Below are 16,122 nucleotides of genomic sequence, written 5' to 3'. Positions count from 1 at the left end.
CGCGGAGTGTTACGTGCGCAACTTTCTCGCCGCCTTTGCACTGGTTCTGAGTCCCGCTTTCGCTTTTGCCGATGAACCACAACCGGAGTTTGATACCGGTCGCACAGCCGTTAAGTCCTCAACGGCCAACTTCTATATGGCTGTCACTGCCAACCCCCATGCCAGCCGGGCTGCCGAGCAGATTCTCGCCCGGGGCGGCAGTGCTGTGGATGCCGCCATTGCCGCTCAGATGGTATTGGGATTGGTAGAACCACAATCCTCCGGGATTGGTGGCGGGGCATTTATGCTTAGCTATGACGCTGCGGCAAAGAAGCTCAAGTACTACGACGGGCGCGAGACAGCCCCCTCTCAGGTAGACGAAAATTACTTTATCCGCGACAACAAGCCGCGTTCATTTTTTGAGTCTGTAATCGGCGGCTACTCGGTCGGCGTTCCCGGTGTTGTGCGAATGCTGGAAATGGCTCACGAGCGCGATGGCAAGTTACCCTGGGAGCAGTTATTTCAGCCGGCCATACACCTGGCCAAATCCGGCTTTCAGATATCACCGCGCCTTCACCAGCTGTTACTGCGCATGCCGAAGGTGGCTGCTCGACCGGAAATTGCCAGCTACTTCTTCAACAGTGATGGCAAGCCCCTGCCGGTGGGTCACAACTTGAAAAATCCAGCTTACGCGGAAACTCTGGAGGCCATTGCCCAGGGCGGTGCGGATGCCTTCTATCACGGCGACATTGCCAAGGCTATCGTCAAAGCTGTGCGCTATGACAGTGCCAACCCTGGGCTCCTGAGCCTCGAAGATATGGTTAGCTACCGGGCCAAGGAGCGCCAGCCCCTGTGTTCGGAGTTTCTCGAATATCGTGTGTGCGGTGCGGATGCCCCGTCGTCCGGAGGTACCACAGTAGGCGGCATTCTGGGCATGCTGCAACAATTCCCACTGGAGCGCTTCGAGCCTGGCGGTGATCTGCTCACCCACTTATTTATCGAAGCTTCGGAACTGGCATTTGCCGATCGCAACACCTACTCCGGTGATTCCGACTTTGTCCAAGTACCCAGTAAATCGCTGGTGTCCAGGGATTATTTGGCTCGCCGCGCGCAGTTAATCGACCCGGACTCCGCCACAGCTGCGACTCCGGGTACCCCAGCCGAACTCGGGGTGAAGCGGGTGATGGCCCAATCGCCAGAGCTGCCCAACACCAGTCATTTAGTGATTGTCGACCGCTACGGTAATGGCGTCAGTATGACGACCAGTATTGAAACCGGCTTCGGGTCGCGCCTGATGGTAAAGGGCTTCCTGCTCAACAACCAGCTCACCGATTTTTCCTTCACTCCAAAAAACAGTAGTGGGGAGCGGGTGGCCAACCGCATTCAAGCGCGCAAGAGACCACGCTCTTCCATGTCCCCCACCATCGTTTTCAACAAAGATGGCAGCATGCGCCTTCTGGTGGGTTCCCCCGGCGGCTCACGAATTATTGACTACACCGCGCGCACCATTCTCTACCACCTGGGCTTGAATATGCCGATTGCCGAAGCGATTTCTGCGGGAAATATCGGTGCAATCGGTAAGAGGGTCGAATTGGAGCCCGGCTTTTTCAGCCCCGATACTATCGAGAAACTCGAAGCCCGTGGACACGAGGTTGTCGAAAGGGGCCTCAACAGTGGTATCCATGCCATCGCTTTGCAAAATAACAAGCTGTACGGGGGGGCCGACCCCCGCCGCGAGGGCAGCGCCCAAGGGCGTTAACTTTGATCAGCCGAGGGGCGCACTTCCCCTCGGTTTTTTCCTCTCCTTAGCGCCTGCGGTCATAGACTTTCTGACCTTTGTAATAAGTCTGTATCACCTGGACATTACCAATATCTCGCTGCGGAATTAAAAACAGGTTTTTGTCCAAAACAATAAAGTCCGCCCACTTTCCCACCTCCAAACTACCGGTATCCTGCTCCAGGTGATTCGTAACAGCACCGGTAAAGGTGAACATTTCAATCATTGTCTCCAATGATATCTGGTTACTGACTCCAGCATGGATGTTCTGGATTGGTGACACCTCTCTCCCGGCAACATATCCCGAGTCCATAACCACGGCTATATGACGAGGCTCTGTACTAGATTTTCGACTTTCAGTTAAGTAACTTTTATCATCTGGAGAAACTTTTGAGCGCGCTGCTACTGACAGCAATAAAATCGGTTTTTCCTTATCAGCTGACAATACACTCCCAGCATTATCCGAACTGATATTAAGCAGGGTGTTACGCAATCCCAACTCCCTGCCACCATCCAGGGATATCTGTATGAGTTTTTGTAGAGCTGCCAACTCTTTATTACTCTTAGCATCCAGGTAAAACTGGAAATTATGTGAATTAGCATGAGTAATTATCTTGGAAATAAGTTCACTCGATAGGCCTGAATCACGTTGATCACCTAAACCTACCTTGTCAGCTTTCAAGCTAACCGAATTGATCTTGAAATCATCGTCGGAATATTTTTCTGCAACCTTCTGCAATTCTCTAAGTTTTTTACCAGTGACATCCATCGCTATTTCAAAGGATGCTCGGATACGCAAACTCAATTTCTCTGACGATAGTGGGCGATCGAAGGCGCTGAGATATTTATTTAAATCATTGAGCGGCATTACAGCCTGAAAAAAAGTAGTTACGCCTCTCTGAGCCGCAATATTCTTAATCTCTGAAAAACTTCGTGTTGGTTTTTCACCCTCATTATTTACGGGTATCAGACGGGAAAAAACCTCCACTGCTTCACGACCATGAAAAATACCGATGGGAAGACCATCTTCATCTTTTTCGATTCTACCGCCCTCAGAAAAATTAGACTCCATATCAATCCCAGCTGCGGCAATACCTTCAGAGTTAGTCCATACACTGGCGCCATCTTCTGAGAAAAGAATAATGGGGATCAAATCATTTATTTGATCCAATATTGCTTTATGTGGTCTGTGTGGTGCAAAAATGACATGACGCCAGCCGCTGCCAACGACAAGCTGCTTCTCGGGGTTGGCCTGAATAAATTTACGAACGCTATTCTCATACCCCTCTACAGTTTTATATGTGGATAAATCCAAACTGTCACTGATACCAACATCAGGTATTTGCTGAATAAAACCGGGCAATACCATTTTTCCACTGAGATCAGTGACCTTTGTTCCCTCTCCTACAAGGGCTTCTGCCCCCCGATCTGTACCCACATAAACAATGCGCCCATCGCGGATAGCCATTGCCGAGGCAACACTGCGGGCCGGGTCGACGGTATAGATATACGCATTCCTTAAAACGTGCTGGGCGGTTTCAACACTGGTGGCCGGCGAGGGGGATTCAGCTCGTTCACAAGCAATTAACAATAGTGAAATGAGCAGGCAGGCCAGGCGCATAGGGATACCTCACAGTTTTCCGCAATTCCCCGGGACTCGGGTCTTATCAGGAAAAGTGTAGAAAGCTCGGACACATTTGTGTGCCTAACCTCGAGACCACAACCAGTGATACCCAAATGACCCACTGGTGCAGGGACCCAGACCGCACTCGAGGAGAACCGCGACTAAATTGGCCAACACGACAGTGAAGAACGAGATGGCAATGCACTTTTCAATCAAAGTAAACTCTCTCGTGGCAAAACTTCGCCGCTTAAAGCCAAACATTAATGCAACGCCACAGTAGATCAGTAAGACAAAGAAAATCAGCGCAGACCAAGTGTATAAATGTAAGCCAAATACTGGGCTGCCAAACCCTGGATCGCCAGGGGTGATATGCAGCAATACCTGCCTGACAGCAGCAGCCAGACCGGCCAGACACGAAAGAATAACAACGCCGTAATGCTCTGCACGAATACTAAAGCGCAGGTTCAACATCAATCCCATGCCAATCATGGCAAAGGCAACACGTTGTAAGAGACAGAGAGGGCAGGGGTGTTGGTGAGATACCAACTCCATGATCAAGGCAATCCATAGGATTATGCTTACCGCTAACAGCGCCAAGCTATCCAGCCTTCTGACCATAAACACCATCATGGGCACGGCCCCTAGAAAGACAGCGACAGTGCTCGCGTCATATGATATCCACACCACATAATGAAGATCAGCAAGGTCAACAACCACCAGCCCATTGCAGAGCGGCGACGACCATTCCAAACGGCCCAAATCGACAGGGTGACCGTAAGAAAAGGCAATATCATGACCACTAAGCAGCTCCTTATCGACAATACGATGATATTAGTATTGTCTAAAGCTGCCAGAAGGATGCGATTTAACGTTGGCAGCTAGAGCAGAAAAAGGTATTTCTCTGGCCCAAAACCATATCTTTGACTGCTCGGCCGCAAGAGGGACAGGACTCACCCGCACGGCCATAAACATTTAGCTGTTGGGCGAAATAGCCAGGTTTGCCATCGCCGCCAATAAAGTCCCGCAAGGTAGTCCCACCTTGGGCGATTGCCTGACTGAGAACCTGCTTTATGGACTCAGCCAAGCGCTGGTATCGGGCTTTGGAAATAGAACCGGCCTGTCGATCTGGGCGAATGCCCGCCAGGAAAAGAGATTCACTGGCGTAAATATTACCCACCCCCACAACGATACGGCCATCCATGACGAAGGTTTTGACAGACTGCTTACGCTTGCGCGAAGCCTCGAACAGATAGTCACCACTAAATTCTTCCGAGAGAGGCTCTGGGCCCAGATGGCTGAGTAAGTCGTGGGCCAGTGGGTCCGCCACTGTCCACAGTAGGGCACCAAAACGGCGCGGGTCGCGGTAACGCAGTGTGAGACCACTATCCAGGCGCCAGTCGATATGATCATGCTTTTCCGGTGCCTGTGCAGCCTCGACCATACGCAGGCTGCCAGACATTCCCAGGTGCCAGATAGCGCAGCCCTTGTCAGTATGTACCAGTAGGTATTTAGCCCGACGCTCCAGTTTCAGTATCCGGGCATTGCGGACACGGCGCTCAAAGTCTGCTTCCACGGGCCAGCGCAACTGGTGCTGGCGCACTTTTGCGGAGCGAATTTTATGCCCCTCCAGGTGAGGTTGCAGGCCTCTGAGAGTGGTTTCTACTTCTGGGAGCTCTGGCATCGTCTGGAGTTACCCTGTGTAAACTGGCTGCTCAATTTCCAATACGCACAAAAAAGCCCGGTTAAAACCGGGCTTTCTGTACAATAGCGGTAGGCAATTACTTAATTTTGCCTTCCTTGTACATTACATGCTTGCGTACAACGGGATCGTACTTCTTGATCTCCATTTTCTCAGGCATGTTGCGCTTGTTTTTGGTAGTGGTGTAGAAGTGGCCAGTACCGGCGCTGGAATTCAGACGAATCTTCTCACGCATTGCTCTATCTCCAATCTATTAGCTGGGCTACAGCCGTTACACTTTTTCGCCGCGGGCGCGCAGCTCAGTCAGGACAGCGTCGATACCTTTCTTATCGATAACGCGCATGCCTTTCGCGGAAACACGCAGCTTCACAAAACGCTTCTCGGATTCAACCCAGAAACGGTGGCTGTGCAGGTTCGGCACGAAGCGACGCTTGGTGCGGTTCTTAGCGTGGGATACATTGTTTCCGGTGACCGGACGCTTACCGGTTACCTGACATACCTTGGACATCTGTTGGCCTCTTCAAAACGCTTGTGCCCGCATGGCGCCAATCCTGAAGAGGAAAAGGTAGTGCGGGAACATAAAAATCGGGATTCTAATCCGGTTCCTGGATGGCGGCGGAACCTGTGCAGAATCTGGCCCGGCCGCAAAGAGCGGCGTTTTATACCAAAAGAGCCCGTAGGGAGCAAGTTTTGTACAACATTTCAACGCCGAGAACGACACCTTTACATCAATCCCTGCTCTGCAAAGGATAGCGCCTTGCCCTCACCGACGATCAAATGGTCCAGAACCTTGATATCCACCAGCTCTAGTGCCTGGGTCAACCGCTCGGTAATCCAGATATCTGCCTGGCTGGGCTCACTGACACCAGAAGGGTGGTTGTGCGCCAAAATAACCGCCGCAGCTCCCTTCAACAGCGCTTGCTGTACTACTTCGCGCGGGTAGACATTCGCTGCATTCAGAGTTCCCTCGAACAGCTCCTCAAAAGCGATCACCCGGTGTTGATTATCCAGGTAGAGGCAGCAGAACACTTCCCTGCGCCGGTGCCTGAGCTGGATTGCCAGGTAATCCCTGACCGCTCCGGGACTGCACAGTGCGCTGCCGTGCTGTATCGTCTCCGCCAAGTGCCGCTTGGCCATTTCCAGCGCCGCTTGCAACTGTGCAAACTTGGCGTCGCCGAGCCCTCGCGCGCGGCAAAAGTCATCTCGCTCGGCCTCTAATAGAGGGCGCAAGCCACCAAAATCATTGAGAAGTCTCCTGGCCAGATCCACTGCTGAGAGGCCGGGTAGCCCCACGCGCAGAAAAATTGCCAACAACTCTGCATCCGACAGGGCTTCAGCCCCTCTCTCCAACAGCTTTTCCCGAGGCCTCTCACCTGCCGGCCAGTCCTTTATTTTCATTTGTAGCCCAGTTAGTCAGTGTCTTATCTATCGCACATCTACTGAACACCTCTTCCACGCTGCACCTTTGAAGCACTACTGCAGTCTTATAAGAAACGACACAGAAATGCTAATCTTACCGGCTCGCACCAAATCGGAAACAGCATTTATGTCCTCTCTGGCCGACAAACGCATACTTTTAGGTATCAGCGGTGGAATTGCCGCCTATAAAAGTGCCGACCTGGTTCGCCGGCTCAAAGAGCGCGGTGCCGATGTCCGAGTGGTAATGAGCGCCGGAGCACAGGAGTTTGTACAGCCACTGACCTTTCAGGCGCTATCCGCTAACCCGGTGCATACAGACTTGTTGGATCCCTCGGCAGAAGCCGCTATGGGTCATATTGAACTGGCGAAATGGGCTGATCTTATCCTGATTGCTCCAGCCAGTGCCCAGGTAATGGCAAAGTTGGCTGCCGGTATGGCTGATGACCTCTTAACCACCCTTTGTTTGGCCAGCGAAGCCCCCCTGGCCCTGGCACCAGCCATGAACCAAGCCATGTGGCGCCACGCAGCTACCTCAGCCAATGCTCAGACCCTAAAGGAGCGCGGAGTCATATTCTGGGGCCCAGGCGCGGGTAGCCAGGCCTGTGGCGACGTGGGCCCCGGCCGTATGCTGGAACCAGAAAACCTGGCGGAACACACTGAATCCCTGTTTCACACAAGCCACTCACTGCAGGGCCGCAAAGTAGTAATCACTGCCGGCCCTACCAGGGAAGCCATTGACCCAGTGAGATTCCTCAGCAACCACAGCTCTGGAAAAATGGGCTTCGCCCTGGCTGCGGCGGCGCAGAGTGCCGGTGCCGAAGTGACGTTGATTGCCGGCCCCGTAAATTTGGATACGCCGCCAAAGGTCAATCGTATCGATGTTATCAGCGCCCAGGATATGTATGAGGCCGCCAAAAGTGCCGCCGATCACTGCGATATCTTTATCAGTGCAGCAGCCGTTGCTGATTTCCGGCCGGCCCAAGTCGCTGAGCAGAAAATCAAAAAGAAAGACGGGCAAGATGATGATGCAATTGCCCTCATCAAAAATCCCGATATTGTTGCAGCCATAGCCACGCGTACTGAGCTACGGCCTTTCACTATCGGGTTCGCCGCAGAGACAGAACAGGTTCTCGCCCACGCCCAGAGCAAGCTGCAGCGGAAAAACCTCGATATGATCATTGCCAACGATGTGAGCCAATCGGATTCGGGATTTAACAGCGATCACAACGCTGTCACTGTGATAGATGCGGATGGTCAGAGCCGACTGGCTCCCGCATTAAAGACCGACCTAGCCCGACAGCTCATTGAACTCATCGCCTCCAAGGCTCAGTGACAACATTTACGCTCAAATCAGGGATATCTGTGGGCTCCAACAACAAAAAGAAACCAGGCGGTACCATGCAGAAAGGGTTATTTTTACCGTTATTATTAGTAGTTGTCGCTTGGCTGGGCGGTGCCTATCTGTTAATCCAGTATCTTGTAATACCCCACAATCATTCGCAGATTGAGCTAGCCGCCAAGCAAAAAACTGCCGAACTAGCTGAAGTCGTGCAGTCTTACGTCGCAGACTATTCGAAGCGCCTGCAGGCCCTTGGATCAAGGAAGCTCCCTGCAGCAACACTGATTGAATCTACCAAACTACCTGAGCAGGTATCCCTCCAGGCCTTTTCTTCCGAACAGGTTCGAGTGGGCTCAGGGCAAAATCCCTCCCTGAACTTTGCCTTGGTCGATCTGTTAAAGCGCAGTCAGGAAACACCTGAGCAACCGATGGAAGTACTGCCTACAGGTGTGGAAAATAGCTGGCAACTTCATAGTGTTATCACCCTGGAAAATGAACAACTACTGGCTACCCAACCCTTTTCCGTGCTGGAAAACATTTTAAAAAGTCTGGGCGGTAGTCATGGACAAGTTCAGTTAATGCAGAAGTTTCCCGATGCCCACCGACAAACACTGTGGCGCGCAGGCATAGGAAAAGGCTACAACACTGTAGAGCAACTTGAGGACAGCTATTTAAGCCTCCACTTCAGTCCCTCCCAAACCTTTGTCGAACAGCACAGTCTGCCCACATCCTGGATTTACATCGGAGCCGGTATTGGAATATTGGTGAGCCTATTCGCCCTACTGAAATTCCTACCTCGCGATTCGAGAGCCCCATGGGAAAGAAGTAAGGATGCTAGTGGCAGCGAGCTTAATAAGGCGCACCCACAAGCCTCTGATGGAGGAACTACACAGGCTTCCAATACAGATTTTCTGCCGCAGAGCTTGGCCTCAGCACCCAGTATCTCGGACTCTGATTCGGAGAACTCAGAAAGCGAAGAAAAAGAAAATAGTTCAAAGGACTTGCCAGAAAGTGACGATGACAAGCCCGAGCTGCCTCTGACCTCTGAGTATCCCCAGCATGTTTTCCGCGCCTACGATATCCGTGGAATCGCCGGGCAGGAAATCAACGAACCTTTTGCCTATCAACTAGGTAGAGCGCTCGGCACCCTGGCACAGCACGCTGGAGAACATCTCTTACTAGTTGGCCGAGATGGACGCAATAGCAGTGAGACACTTAGCCAGTGCCTGATTGAGGGAATTCTAGATAGTGGCTGCAACTCTATTAATCTCGGCCTGATTCCATCACCACTTCTCTATTACGCTTGTGCGAAAGGAAAAAATACCAGTAGCGGGGTCATTGTTACCGCAAGCCACAACCCTGCGGAATACAACGGCTTTAAGATCGTACTGAAAGGTCGCGCCCTGGCGGAAGACAAACTGCAGGGGCTCTACCAGTTGATGAAAAAAGGCCCATTCAAAAGTGGGGAAGGCGCCAATCGGGAGCAAGAAATCACCGATAAATATATCGATGAAGTTTTCAATAATGTCGCCCTCGCCGGGCAACCGCACTTGGTTATCGATGCTGGCAATGGCGCCACCTCTAACCTGGCTCCCCGCCTCTTTGAGCAGCTCGGCTGTGCAGTAACACCGATCTATTGTGAGGTGGATGGCAACTTCCCCAATCACGCACCGGACCCCTCCAGGCCAGAAAACCTCGAAGCCTTGACTGAAAAGGTTCTGGCTACAGGAGCAGATCTGGGCGTGGCCCTGGATGGTGATGGTGATCGTGTTACCCTAATTTCAAGCAGCGGCCGTATCGCTTGGGCAGACCAACTGGTTATGTTGCTGGCAAGGGATATCCTTGCGCGCAATCCGGGAGAAAATATTGTCTTCGACGTTAAGAGCAGTCGCAGTTTATCCCAGCTAATCAGCCAGTATGGGGGCCGCCCCATTATGTGGAAGACCGGACACTCTCCGATGAAAGCCAAGATGTTGGAGACCAAAGCCATTTTGGGCGGCGAGCTTTCCGGACATATCTTTATTAAGGACCGCTGGTTTGGTTTCGACGATGGTATCTACGCTGCTGCGCGGGTACTAGAAATTATGGCACTGCGCGAACAAAGTCTTGATGAACTCCTCGACACCTTGCCGAAAATGCACAGCACCCCTGAGATCCTGCTACCAGTAGAGGAAACTGAGAAGTTTTCACTGATAGACCAGCTGCGCGATAAGGGGAATTTTGGCAATGCCGATATCAATACTATCGACGGCCTGCGTATAGAGTTTCCCGATGGCTGGGGGCTTGTACGTGCCTCCAATACCACTAGCGCACTAACCCTGCGCTTTGAGGCTGAAAATGAACAGGCCCTGGAGCGCATCCGTACTGAGGTGATGGGACAGCTCAGAAAGATTGCTCCCGCAATTACTGTACCCGACTGGCAGCTGCTCGATTAAGATAAAACGGCGGAATAGACTGCGCCGCCATCGGGCCACTGCCCCTATTGCTTAGAAAACAATCCACCACATTTGCTTTAAATCGTTGGCGACTCAATTCAGGACCCCAAACCTGATTCCCTTTCGCCCTGTGTAAGGAACTGCCCATGTCCCTAGATCTAAACTCTGCGCTGAAAAGTGCCCAGGTCCTCAATGAAGCACTGCCCTATATCCAGCGCTTTACAGGCAAAACTATTGTGGTCAAGTTCGGTGGCAACGCCATGGTGGATGAGCAACTACAAAACAGTTTCGCTCGAGACATTATCCTGATGAAGCTGGTAGGTATGAACCCAGTGGTGGTGCACGGCGGCGGACCTCAAATCGGGCAGCTGCTAAATAAGCTCAGTATTGAGTCCCGCTTCGTAGACGGAATGAGAGTCACCGATAGCGAAACCATGGATGTTGTGGAGATGGTGTTAGGGGGCACCGTCAACAAACAGATCGTCAATTTGATTAACAAAAATGGGGGCCGCGCGGTAGGTATCACCGGTAAAGACGGATTACTGGTTAAAGCGCGAAAGTTGACCCGAAAAAATGAGAGCGCGGGACTACATGCCTCTGAAATCATTGATATTGGCCAGGTTGGGGAAGTCGAGAAAGTTAATATTGATGTGATCAATATGCTGGTCCACAGTGACTTTATCCCGGTTATTGCGCCCATCGGAGTCGACGGCAATGGGGTTTCATACAATATTAATGCCGATCTCGTCGCTGGAAAAATCGCTGAGGAATTGAAAGCAGAAAAGCTGATGTTACTTACCAACGTCGCCGGTCTGCAGGATAAGGAGGGGGAGGTTCTCACCGGACTGACTACCAATGAAGTAGAGGGCTTAATTCAGGATGGCACCATCTATGGCGGCATGCTGCCAAAAATCACCTGCGCTCTGGACGCTGTTCAGGATGGGGTAAATTCCGCTCACATCATCGACGGCCGTGTGCCCCACGCCATATTGCTCGAAATATTTACAGATCGAGGCGTGGGTACCCTGATTACCAACATCGAAGCGCAAACTGTGGACCACTAGGCCCTTGGCAATTGAAGACAGCCCGGCGAATCGGTAGGATTCCGCCGCCGTCAAAATAAGACGACAAGAGCAAAACTAAATTCCGCCCCCCAAGCGGACCAAAGGCAGTCAATGAGCAGCGAAAAAATCAATCGGCGTCAACAAATCCTGGAAGCTCTAGCACATATGCTGGAAGTCAGTCCCGGCGCACGTATTACAACAGCAGCACTGGCCAAGGAAGTTGGTTTCTCTGAAGCCGCGCTATATCGTCACTTCCCCAGTAAATCCAAGATGTTTGAAGGGCTGATCGAATTTATTGAGGAGACCATTTTCAGCCGTATCGCAATGATCCTGCAGGAGGAGCCCTCGGCTCTCAATCGCTGCCAGAAAATTCTGCAGCTTCTTCTGGCGTTCTGTGAACGCAATCCAGGAATCACTCGCCTGCTTACAGGCGACGCGCTTACCGGTGAAACTGAGAGGCTGCATGGACGAATCCTGCAGTTGTTTGATCGACTGGAAACCCAAATTAGACAGATCTTGCGCGAAGCCGAATTGCGCGAACACCTGCGCCCGACTCTTCCTCTCGGTGGTGCTGCCAACCTGCTTTTGGCGAGCGCGGAGGGGCGCATCGTCCAATACGTGCGCAGCGGTTTTAAGCGTAAGCCTACAGAGTACTGGGCAGAACAGTGGCCCGTATTAACGGCTGGTTTCTTCCGTGAGACAGTGGCTGCAGCCAGATAACCATTTCCTCATGAGGGCTGTTTAGCGGCAGCCCTCCGAAATTATTCAGGCATTGAGAAATTAGCTAGCTCTCAGCATTAAGTTCGGTATAGCGGGCTACCGCCTTATCGAAATCAACCCCTATGGTATCCGCTTCAGCCGCACGCCGGCTGAGGCGCTCCTCAAGCACTTCCATTTCTTTTTGTAGATCAGCAATTCTCTGCAACAATTCGGGAGCCACCTCACGGCCGCCCCGCTGCGTGCGCGCAGCAGAGGCTTCTTCCTGGGCAATTTGCCGGCGTAGACTGCTGATATTTGACCGCATGATAGCCATATCCTGCTCTACGACAGCCAACTTGCGCGACCGAGCACTCTCAATATCCGCAATACTGTTATAGCGCTTGAGCAACTTACGATCCGCTTCCCGCTGGGCCTCTAGCTGAAGTTCGGCTTGGTACTCTTCGGGACTGAGCTGCGGTGCAACTACTTCAACTACACGACCGGTAAGAGTGAGAATCTCATATCCATTTGGAACAAATTCCGGTGGAATAGCATCGTTGATCACCAGGACTCCCTGGTGATCAGTGTATCGATACAAAACCCGGCTATTGTTGCCATAAGCCTCTACAGCCAGCATCAAAAGGGTGCTGACCAATAGAGGTACTAAAGGGGCGACTCGCATCGCTCTTCTCTCTAAATTAACCGGCCCACGGCTAGGAGGGACAAAATTTATTGACCCGCGACACCGTAGCGCTGCCGGTAGTCCACAATTTTCTGCAGAGTATCGCTGTCATTCGACTCCTGCTCGAGAAAGCTAATCACATCGTCTAACTGCACGATGCCGACCACAGGAATATTGTACTGTCTCTCAACTTGCTGAATAGCGGAGAATTCACAATCTTCGCTAGCCTTTTCCTGGCGGTTGAGACCAATCACAACTCCCGCCGCCTCTGCGCCATGAGATTCGATAATTTGCATCACTTCGCGCACGGCTGTGCCCGCAGTAATAACATCATCGATAATCAAAACCTTGCCATTAAGCGGCGCACCCACTAAGGTTCCGCCTTCACCGTGATCCTTGGCTTCTTTTCGGTTGTAACAGAAAGGCTTATCGATCCCCTTTTGGGCTAGAGCCACAGCAGTCACCGCACCCAGCGGGATACCTTTGTAGGCCGGCCCAAAAATGACATCGAACTCCACTCCCGAAGCGATTATCGCCTCGGCATAGGCCTGTCCCAGCGCTGCCAGTGCAGCACCGGTGTGGAAACGGCCGGCATTGAAAAAGTAGGGGCTTTGACGGCCCGACTTCAATGTGAAGTCGCCGAAACACAAAACCTGATGATCCAGGGCAAGTTGGATAAAATCGCGCTGATATTGCTGCATGGAAAATTGTTAACTATTGGCTAAGGTGAAGGGAGACCTCCCCGTAGCATTCCCGGGGGTAGGCATGCATATAATGTTTCTAATGATACACAGTCCGCTGGTAAGGGGCTAATAATGCGAATAGTAAGCTTGTCGGTAGACGGCGTTCATCAGGCCGCCCAACGCGGTCTCTACGATTGGTTGGCGGAGCAGGACGCAGATATTATCTGCCTTCAGGACCTGCGCTCTCTCGAGCCTGAATTGGACCACCCAATATTTCACCCCGACGGTTATTACAGTTACTTTTTCGACTCGGGAACTCCCCACGAAAACGGTGTGGCTATCTACACCCGAAGCCAGCCCAAAGCCATCATATTCGGCATGGGCTTCGCCAATGGTGAGGATATGTACGGCCGCTATCTACAGGCGGATTTCGAGCGACTGAGTGTTGGCTCCCTGCTCGCGCCAGTCGCCTCAGATGAGACGTCGTTAGAGAAAAAAGTCCAATTCTTTGAGGACATGCAGGCGCACTTGCTAAAAATAAGCCGCAAACGCCGCGACTTTATTTTCTGTGGTAACTGGGGCATGGCTCACCGTCGTGCAGACGTACAGAATTGGCAAGATCACCAGGATTCTCCCGGCTTTATGCGTCACGAACAGCGCTGGCTGGACCAGCTGTTTAATGATGTTGGCTATGTCGATGCTTTTCGCCGTGTAGTAAAAGATACCGACGAATTTAGCTGGTGGCCCAGCGGTACTGTCGGAGAAGGAGATGGCTGGCGTACTGATATGCAGATCGTTTCTCACGGTCTGAAAAATCGCATTGAGTACGGTGCAATCAATAAGAATGTGAAATTCTCCAGCCACTTGCCGGTAATCATGGACTACGAAATCGAAGTCTGAATCGCATGGAGTTCCGGCCCCTTCCCTATTGGGAGAGGGCCGGATACAAACCAAGGGGCGGCTGCTTTACTCGTCCAGCGCCCGCTTTTGCAAAGCGATCAATTCATCAATACCCGCCTTGCCCAACCCCAGCATCTGAGCGAACTGCTTTTCGGTAAATGGCTCACCCTCTGCAGTGCCTTGAACCTCGATCATGCCGCCATCTTCGGCCATCACCAAATTCATATCGGTATCCGCTGAACTGTCTTCCGGGTAATCCAGGTCCAGTAACGGCTCCCCCTCATAAATTCCCACTGATACCGCCGCTACCATATTCTTGAGCGGATCATCGGCTATGATTTTCTCTCGCTGCATATGACGCAGGGCATCAACCAATGCCACACAGGCACCAGTTATTGCTGCAGTTCGGGTACCACCATCGGCCTGGATAACATCGCAATCGACGGTGATTTGATTCTCACCCAGCTTCTCCAGGTCTACCGCCGCTCGCAGTGAGCGCCCGATCAAGCGCTGAATTTCCACGGTGCGCCCACTCTGCTTGCCCTTGGCCGCTTCCCTGAGCATACGAGAGCCTGTGGAGCGTGGCAGCATGCCGTACTCTGCAGTAATCCAACCGCTGCCCTGGCCGCGTAAAAACCTTGGGACTTCACTGGATAGAGAGGCATTACACAAAACCTTGGTATCACCAAACTCCACCAACACAGACCCCTCCGCATGACGGGTATAGTTGCGGGTAATTTTTACCGGGCGCAATTGCGCAGGGGCGCGGCCACTGGGACGCTGCATAGTCCACCTCAAATATTGAATGAAAGCCCCGCATTATATACCCCAGCATGGCGATCCAAACGCTGTGTTATTATGCCGGGCCGATTAATACGCCTGTAGGGGATCAGCTATGGCCAGTCAACGGGAACAGAACAAAGTGCGCAGCATGACAGCCTTTGGACGCGCCGAGGCCAATTACGCAAACGGCACCGCTATCTGGGAACTGCGCTCGGTCAACCATCGCTACCTGGAACCACATTTCCGTTTGCCCGAAGCGGCTCGCTCCCTGGAAACACAACTGCGCGATACGCTACGCAAAACACTGTCCCGCGGCAAAATTGAACTGACCCTGAGCCTGAAGACCAATAGCGCCGAAGACACTGGGCTGGAAATCAATCAACCCCTCGCCCAGGCACTGATTCAAGCGGCAAAACAGGTAGCGGGTGGCGAGGATGTTCAACCACTCAATCCCTTGCAAATTCTCCAATGGCCCGGTGTTATCAGTGAACCGGAGGCGGATACCGATCAACAGTCGGCAACGATATTGGAGGCTTTTCGCGAGGCACTGGGACAGCTGCGCGCAAACCGTGAACGAGAAGGCGCTGAGCTAGCCAAATTTATTGAGGCCCGACTCAAGGGAATCGAAGAGCAGGTGGCCAAGGTTCGAGAACTGCTTCCCCAAATTCTTGAGGCACAGCGAGACAAGCTGCGCAGCCGCCTGGAAGAGTTGCAAGTGGAGCTGGACAAGGACCGGCTCGAGCAGGAGATCGTCCTGTTGGCCCAGAAGGCTGATGTGGATGAAGAGCTCGATCGCCTCAGTGCGCACACTTCTGAAACACGTCGGGTTTTAGCCGGCGGTGGATCAATCGGCCGGCGGCTGGATTTCCTGATGCAGGAGTTTAATCGCGAAGCCAACACCCTCTCCTCAAAGTCTGTGGTTACCGACACAACCCAGGCTGCGGTAGAGCTCAAAGTATTGATCGAGCAGATGCGCGAGCAAGTACAAAACATCGAGTAACCCTCTGGGGCATTCTCACCGAGACTGCGGATGCCCCTC

At 52.4% G+C, this 16,122-nt stretch carries 17 protein-coding genes; 7 read left to right on the top strand and 10 right to left on the bottom strand.

The window, feature by feature from the left end; translation table 11 throughout:
- The first annotated feature begins 13 nt into the window (after window positions 1–13).
- Window positions 14–1,738 (top strand): gamma-glutamyltransferase, encoded by a 1,725-nt coding sequence (gene ggt, locus ACJJI6_RS17195; RefSeq protein ID WP_475711377.1) that lies wholly within the window; start codon window positions 14–16, stop codon window positions 1,736–1,738.
- 46 nt (window positions 1,739–1,784) lie between these two features.
- Here the strand turns inward: ggt and ACJJI6_RS17190 are convergent, their stop codons facing one another.
- The 7 genes from ACJJI6_RS17190 to radC all read right to left on the bottom strand — a co-directional run bounded on the left by ACJJI6_RS17190 (window position 1,785) and on the right by radC (window position 6,477).
- Window positions 1,785–3,377, bottom strand: coding sequence for an amidohydrolase (locus tag ACJJI6_RS17190; protein ID WP_475711375.1), 1,593 nt, complete (start codon window positions 3,375–3,377; stop codon window positions 1,785–1,787).
- 84 nt (window positions 3,378–3,461) lie between these two features.
- Window positions 3,462–4,010, bottom strand: coding sequence for a disulfide bond formation protein B (locus ACJJI6_RS17185; protein WP_413663816.1), 549 nt, complete (start codon window positions 4,008–4,010; stop codon window positions 3,462–3,464).
- An 11-nt stretch (window positions 4,011–4,021) separates the two neighbouring features.
- Window positions 4,022–4,174, bottom strand: a complete 153-nt coding sequence (locus tag ACJJI6_RS17180; protein WP_282934619.1) for a DUF5993 family protein — start codon at window positions 4,172–4,174, stop codon at window positions 4,022–4,024.
- A gap of 71 nt (window positions 4,175–4,245) precedes the next feature.
- The gene (gene mutM / locus ACJJI6_RS17175) at window positions 4,246–5,061 is read right to left on the bottom strand and encodes a bifunctional DNA-formamidopyrimidine glycosylase/DNA-(apurinic or apyrimidinic site) lyase (RefSeq protein ID WP_413663817.1); all 816 of its coding nucleotides are present in this window, start codon (window positions 5,059–5,061) and stop codon (window positions 4,246–4,248) included.
- 97 nt (window positions 5,062–5,158) lie between these two features.
- Window positions 5,159–5,314 carry a 50S ribosomal protein L33 gene (gene rpmG / locus ACJJI6_RS17170; RefSeq protein ID WP_020413983.1) on the bottom strand — a complete coding sequence of 52 codons (156 nt, stop codon included), beginning with the start codon at window positions 5,312–5,314 and terminating at the stop codon, window positions 5,159–5,161.
- Window positions 5,315–5,350: 36 nt separating this feature from the next.
- Window positions 5,351–5,587, bottom strand: coding sequence for a 50S ribosomal protein L28 (gene rpmB / locus ACJJI6_RS17165; protein WP_020413982.1), 237 nt, complete (start codon window positions 5,585–5,587; stop codon window positions 5,351–5,353).
- A 215-nt stretch (window positions 5,588–5,802) separates the two neighbouring features.
- Window positions 5,803–6,477, bottom strand: coding sequence for a RadC family protein (radC, locus tag ACJJI6_RS17160; RefSeq protein WP_413663818.1), 675 nt, complete (start codon window positions 6,475–6,477; stop codon window positions 5,803–5,805).
- A gap of 148 nt (window positions 6,478–6,625) precedes the next feature.
- Here radC and coaBC point away from each other — a divergent pair, with 148 nt between their 5' ends.
- From coaBC to slmA, 4 genes are all read left to right on the top strand, one after another.
- A complete protein-coding gene (coaBC, locus tag ACJJI6_RS17155; protein ID WP_413665903.1) occupies window positions 6,626–7,831 on the top strand; it encodes a bifunctional phosphopantothenoylcysteine decarboxylase/phosphopantothenate--cysteine ligase CoaBC in 1,206 nt (401 codons plus the stop codon).
- A gap of 65 nt (window positions 7,832–7,896) precedes the next feature.
- Complete coding sequence (locus ACJJI6_RS17150; protein ID WP_475711373.1) at window positions 7,897–10,272, top strand: phosphomannomutase/phosphoglucomutase; 2,376 nt, start codon at window positions 7,897–7,899, stop codon at window positions 10,270–10,272.
- Window positions 10,273–10,418: 146 nt separating this feature from the next.
- The gene (gene argB / locus ACJJI6_RS17145; protein ID WP_444915165.1) at window positions 10,419–11,336 is read left to right on the top strand and encodes an acetylglutamate kinase; all 918 of its coding nucleotides are present in this window, start codon (window positions 10,419–10,421) and stop codon (window positions 11,334–11,336) included.
- Window positions 11,337–11,447: 111 nt separating this feature from the next.
- Window positions 11,448–12,056 (top strand): nucleoid occlusion factor SlmA, encoded by a 609-nt coding sequence (gene slmA / locus ACJJI6_RS17140; protein ID WP_108735025.1) that lies wholly within the window; start codon window positions 11,448–11,450, stop codon window positions 12,054–12,056.
- Window positions 12,057–12,120: 64 nt separating this feature from the next.
- On the opposite strand, the gene ACJJI6_RS17135 is transcribed toward slmA, so the two are convergent.
- Window positions 12,121–12,717 carry a hypothetical protein gene (locus ACJJI6_RS17135; RefSeq protein ID WP_444915164.1) on the bottom strand — a complete coding sequence of 199 codons (597 nt, stop codon included), beginning with the start codon at window positions 12,715–12,717 and terminating at the stop codon, window positions 12,121–12,123.
- 47 nt (window positions 12,718–12,764) lie between these two features.
- On the bottom strand, window positions 12,765–13,418 hold the full coding sequence (gene pyrE, locus ACJJI6_RS17130) for an orotate phosphoribosyltransferase (RefSeq protein ID WP_413663822.1): 654 nt from the start codon (window positions 13,416–13,418) through the stop codon (window positions 12,765–12,767).
- Window positions 13,419–13,532: 114 nt separating this feature from the next.
- Here pyrE and ACJJI6_RS17125 point away from each other — a divergent pair, with 114 nt between their 5' ends.
- On the top strand, window positions 13,533–14,300 hold the full coding sequence (locus ACJJI6_RS17125; protein ID WP_413663823.1) for an exodeoxyribonuclease III: 768 nt from the start codon (window positions 13,533–13,535) through the stop codon (window positions 14,298–14,300).
- Between the two features lie 66 nt (window positions 14,301–14,366).
- On the opposite strand, the gene rph is transcribed toward ACJJI6_RS17125, so the two are convergent.
- A complete protein-coding gene (rph, locus tag ACJJI6_RS17120; protein WP_444934498.1) occupies window positions 14,367–15,086 on the bottom strand; it encodes a ribonuclease PH in 720 nt (239 codons plus the stop codon).
- A gap of 109 nt (window positions 15,087–15,195) precedes the next feature.
- Between rph and ACJJI6_RS17115 the strand changes: the two genes are divergently transcribed.
- A complete protein-coding gene (locus tag ACJJI6_RS17115) occupies window positions 15,196–16,083 on the top strand; it encodes a YicC/YloC family endoribonuclease (RefSeq protein ID WP_444915163.1) in 888 nt (295 codons plus the stop codon).
- Window positions 16,084–16,122: the final 39 nt, after the last annotated feature.

The sequence above is a fragment of the Microbulbifer maximicatervae (SeqCode) genome (genome assembly GCF_056232625.1).
Note: the sequence above shows the minus strand (reverse complement) of the source record. Positions and strands in the feature narration are given on the sequence as shown.

Bases quoted from the DNA above. Each gene is read 5' to 3' on its own strand.
- ACJJI6_RS17185 (WP_413663816.1), bottom strand. From the start codon at position 4,010: ATGATGGTGTTTATGGTCAGAAGGCTGGATAGCTTGGCGCTGTTAGCG.
- ACJJI6_RS17115 (WP_444915163.1), top strand. From the start codon at position 15,196: ATGGCCAGTCAACGGGAACAGAACAAAGTGCGCAGCATGACAGCCTTT.
- ACJJI6_RS17135 (WP_444915164.1), bottom strand. From the start codon at position 12,717: ATGCGAGTCGCCCCTTTAGTACCTCTATTGGTCAGCACCCTTTTGATG.
- rph (WP_444934498.1), bottom strand. From the start codon at position 15,086: ATGCAGCGTCCCAGTGGCCGCGCCCCTGCGCAATTGCGCCCGGTAAAA.
- slmA (WP_108735025.1), top strand. From the start codon at position 11,448: ATGAGCAGCGAAAAAATCAATCGGCGTCAACAAATCCTGGAAGCTCTA.
- pyrE (WP_413663822.1), bottom strand. From the start codon at position 13,418: ATGCAGCAATATCAGCGCGATTTTATCCAACTTGCCCTGGATCATCAG.
- argB (WP_444915165.1), top strand. From the start codon at position 10,419: ATGTCCCTAGATCTAAACTCTGCGCTGAAAAGTGCCCAGGTCCTCAAT.
- ACJJI6_RS17180 (WP_282934619.1), bottom strand. From the start codon at position 4,174: ATGATATTGCCTTTTCTTACGGTCACCCTGTCGATTTGGGCCGTTTGG.
- ACJJI6_RS17125 (WP_413663823.1), top strand. From the start codon at position 13,533: ATGCGAATAGTAAGCTTGTCGGTAGACGGCGTTCATCAGGCCGCCCAA.
- ACJJI6_RS17190 (WP_475711375.1), bottom strand. From the start codon at position 3,377: ATGCGCCTGGCCTGCCTGCTCATTTCACTATTGTTAATTGCTTGTGAA.
- radC (WP_413663818.1), bottom strand. From the start codon at position 6,477: ATGAAAATAAAGGACTGGCCGGCAGGTGAGAGGCCTCGGGAAAAGCTG.
- coaBC (WP_413665903.1), top strand. From the start codon at position 6,626: ATGTCCTCTCTGGCCGACAAACGCATACTTTTAGGTATCAGCGGTGGA.
- ACJJI6_RS17150 (WP_475711373.1), top strand. From the start codon at position 7,897: ATGCAGAAAGGGTTATTTTTACCGTTATTATTAGTAGTTGTCGCTTGG.
- mutM (WP_413663817.1), bottom strand. From the start codon at position 5,061: ATGCCAGAGCTCCCAGAAGTAGAAACCACTCTCAGAGGCCTGCAACCT.
- rpmB (WP_020413982.1), bottom strand. From the start codon at position 5,587: ATGTCCAAGGTATGTCAGGTAACCGGTAAGCGTCCGGTCACCGGAAAC.
- rpmG (WP_020413983.1), bottom strand. From the start codon at position 5,314: ATGCGTGAGAAGATTCGTCTGAATTCCAGCGCCGGTACTGGCCACTTC.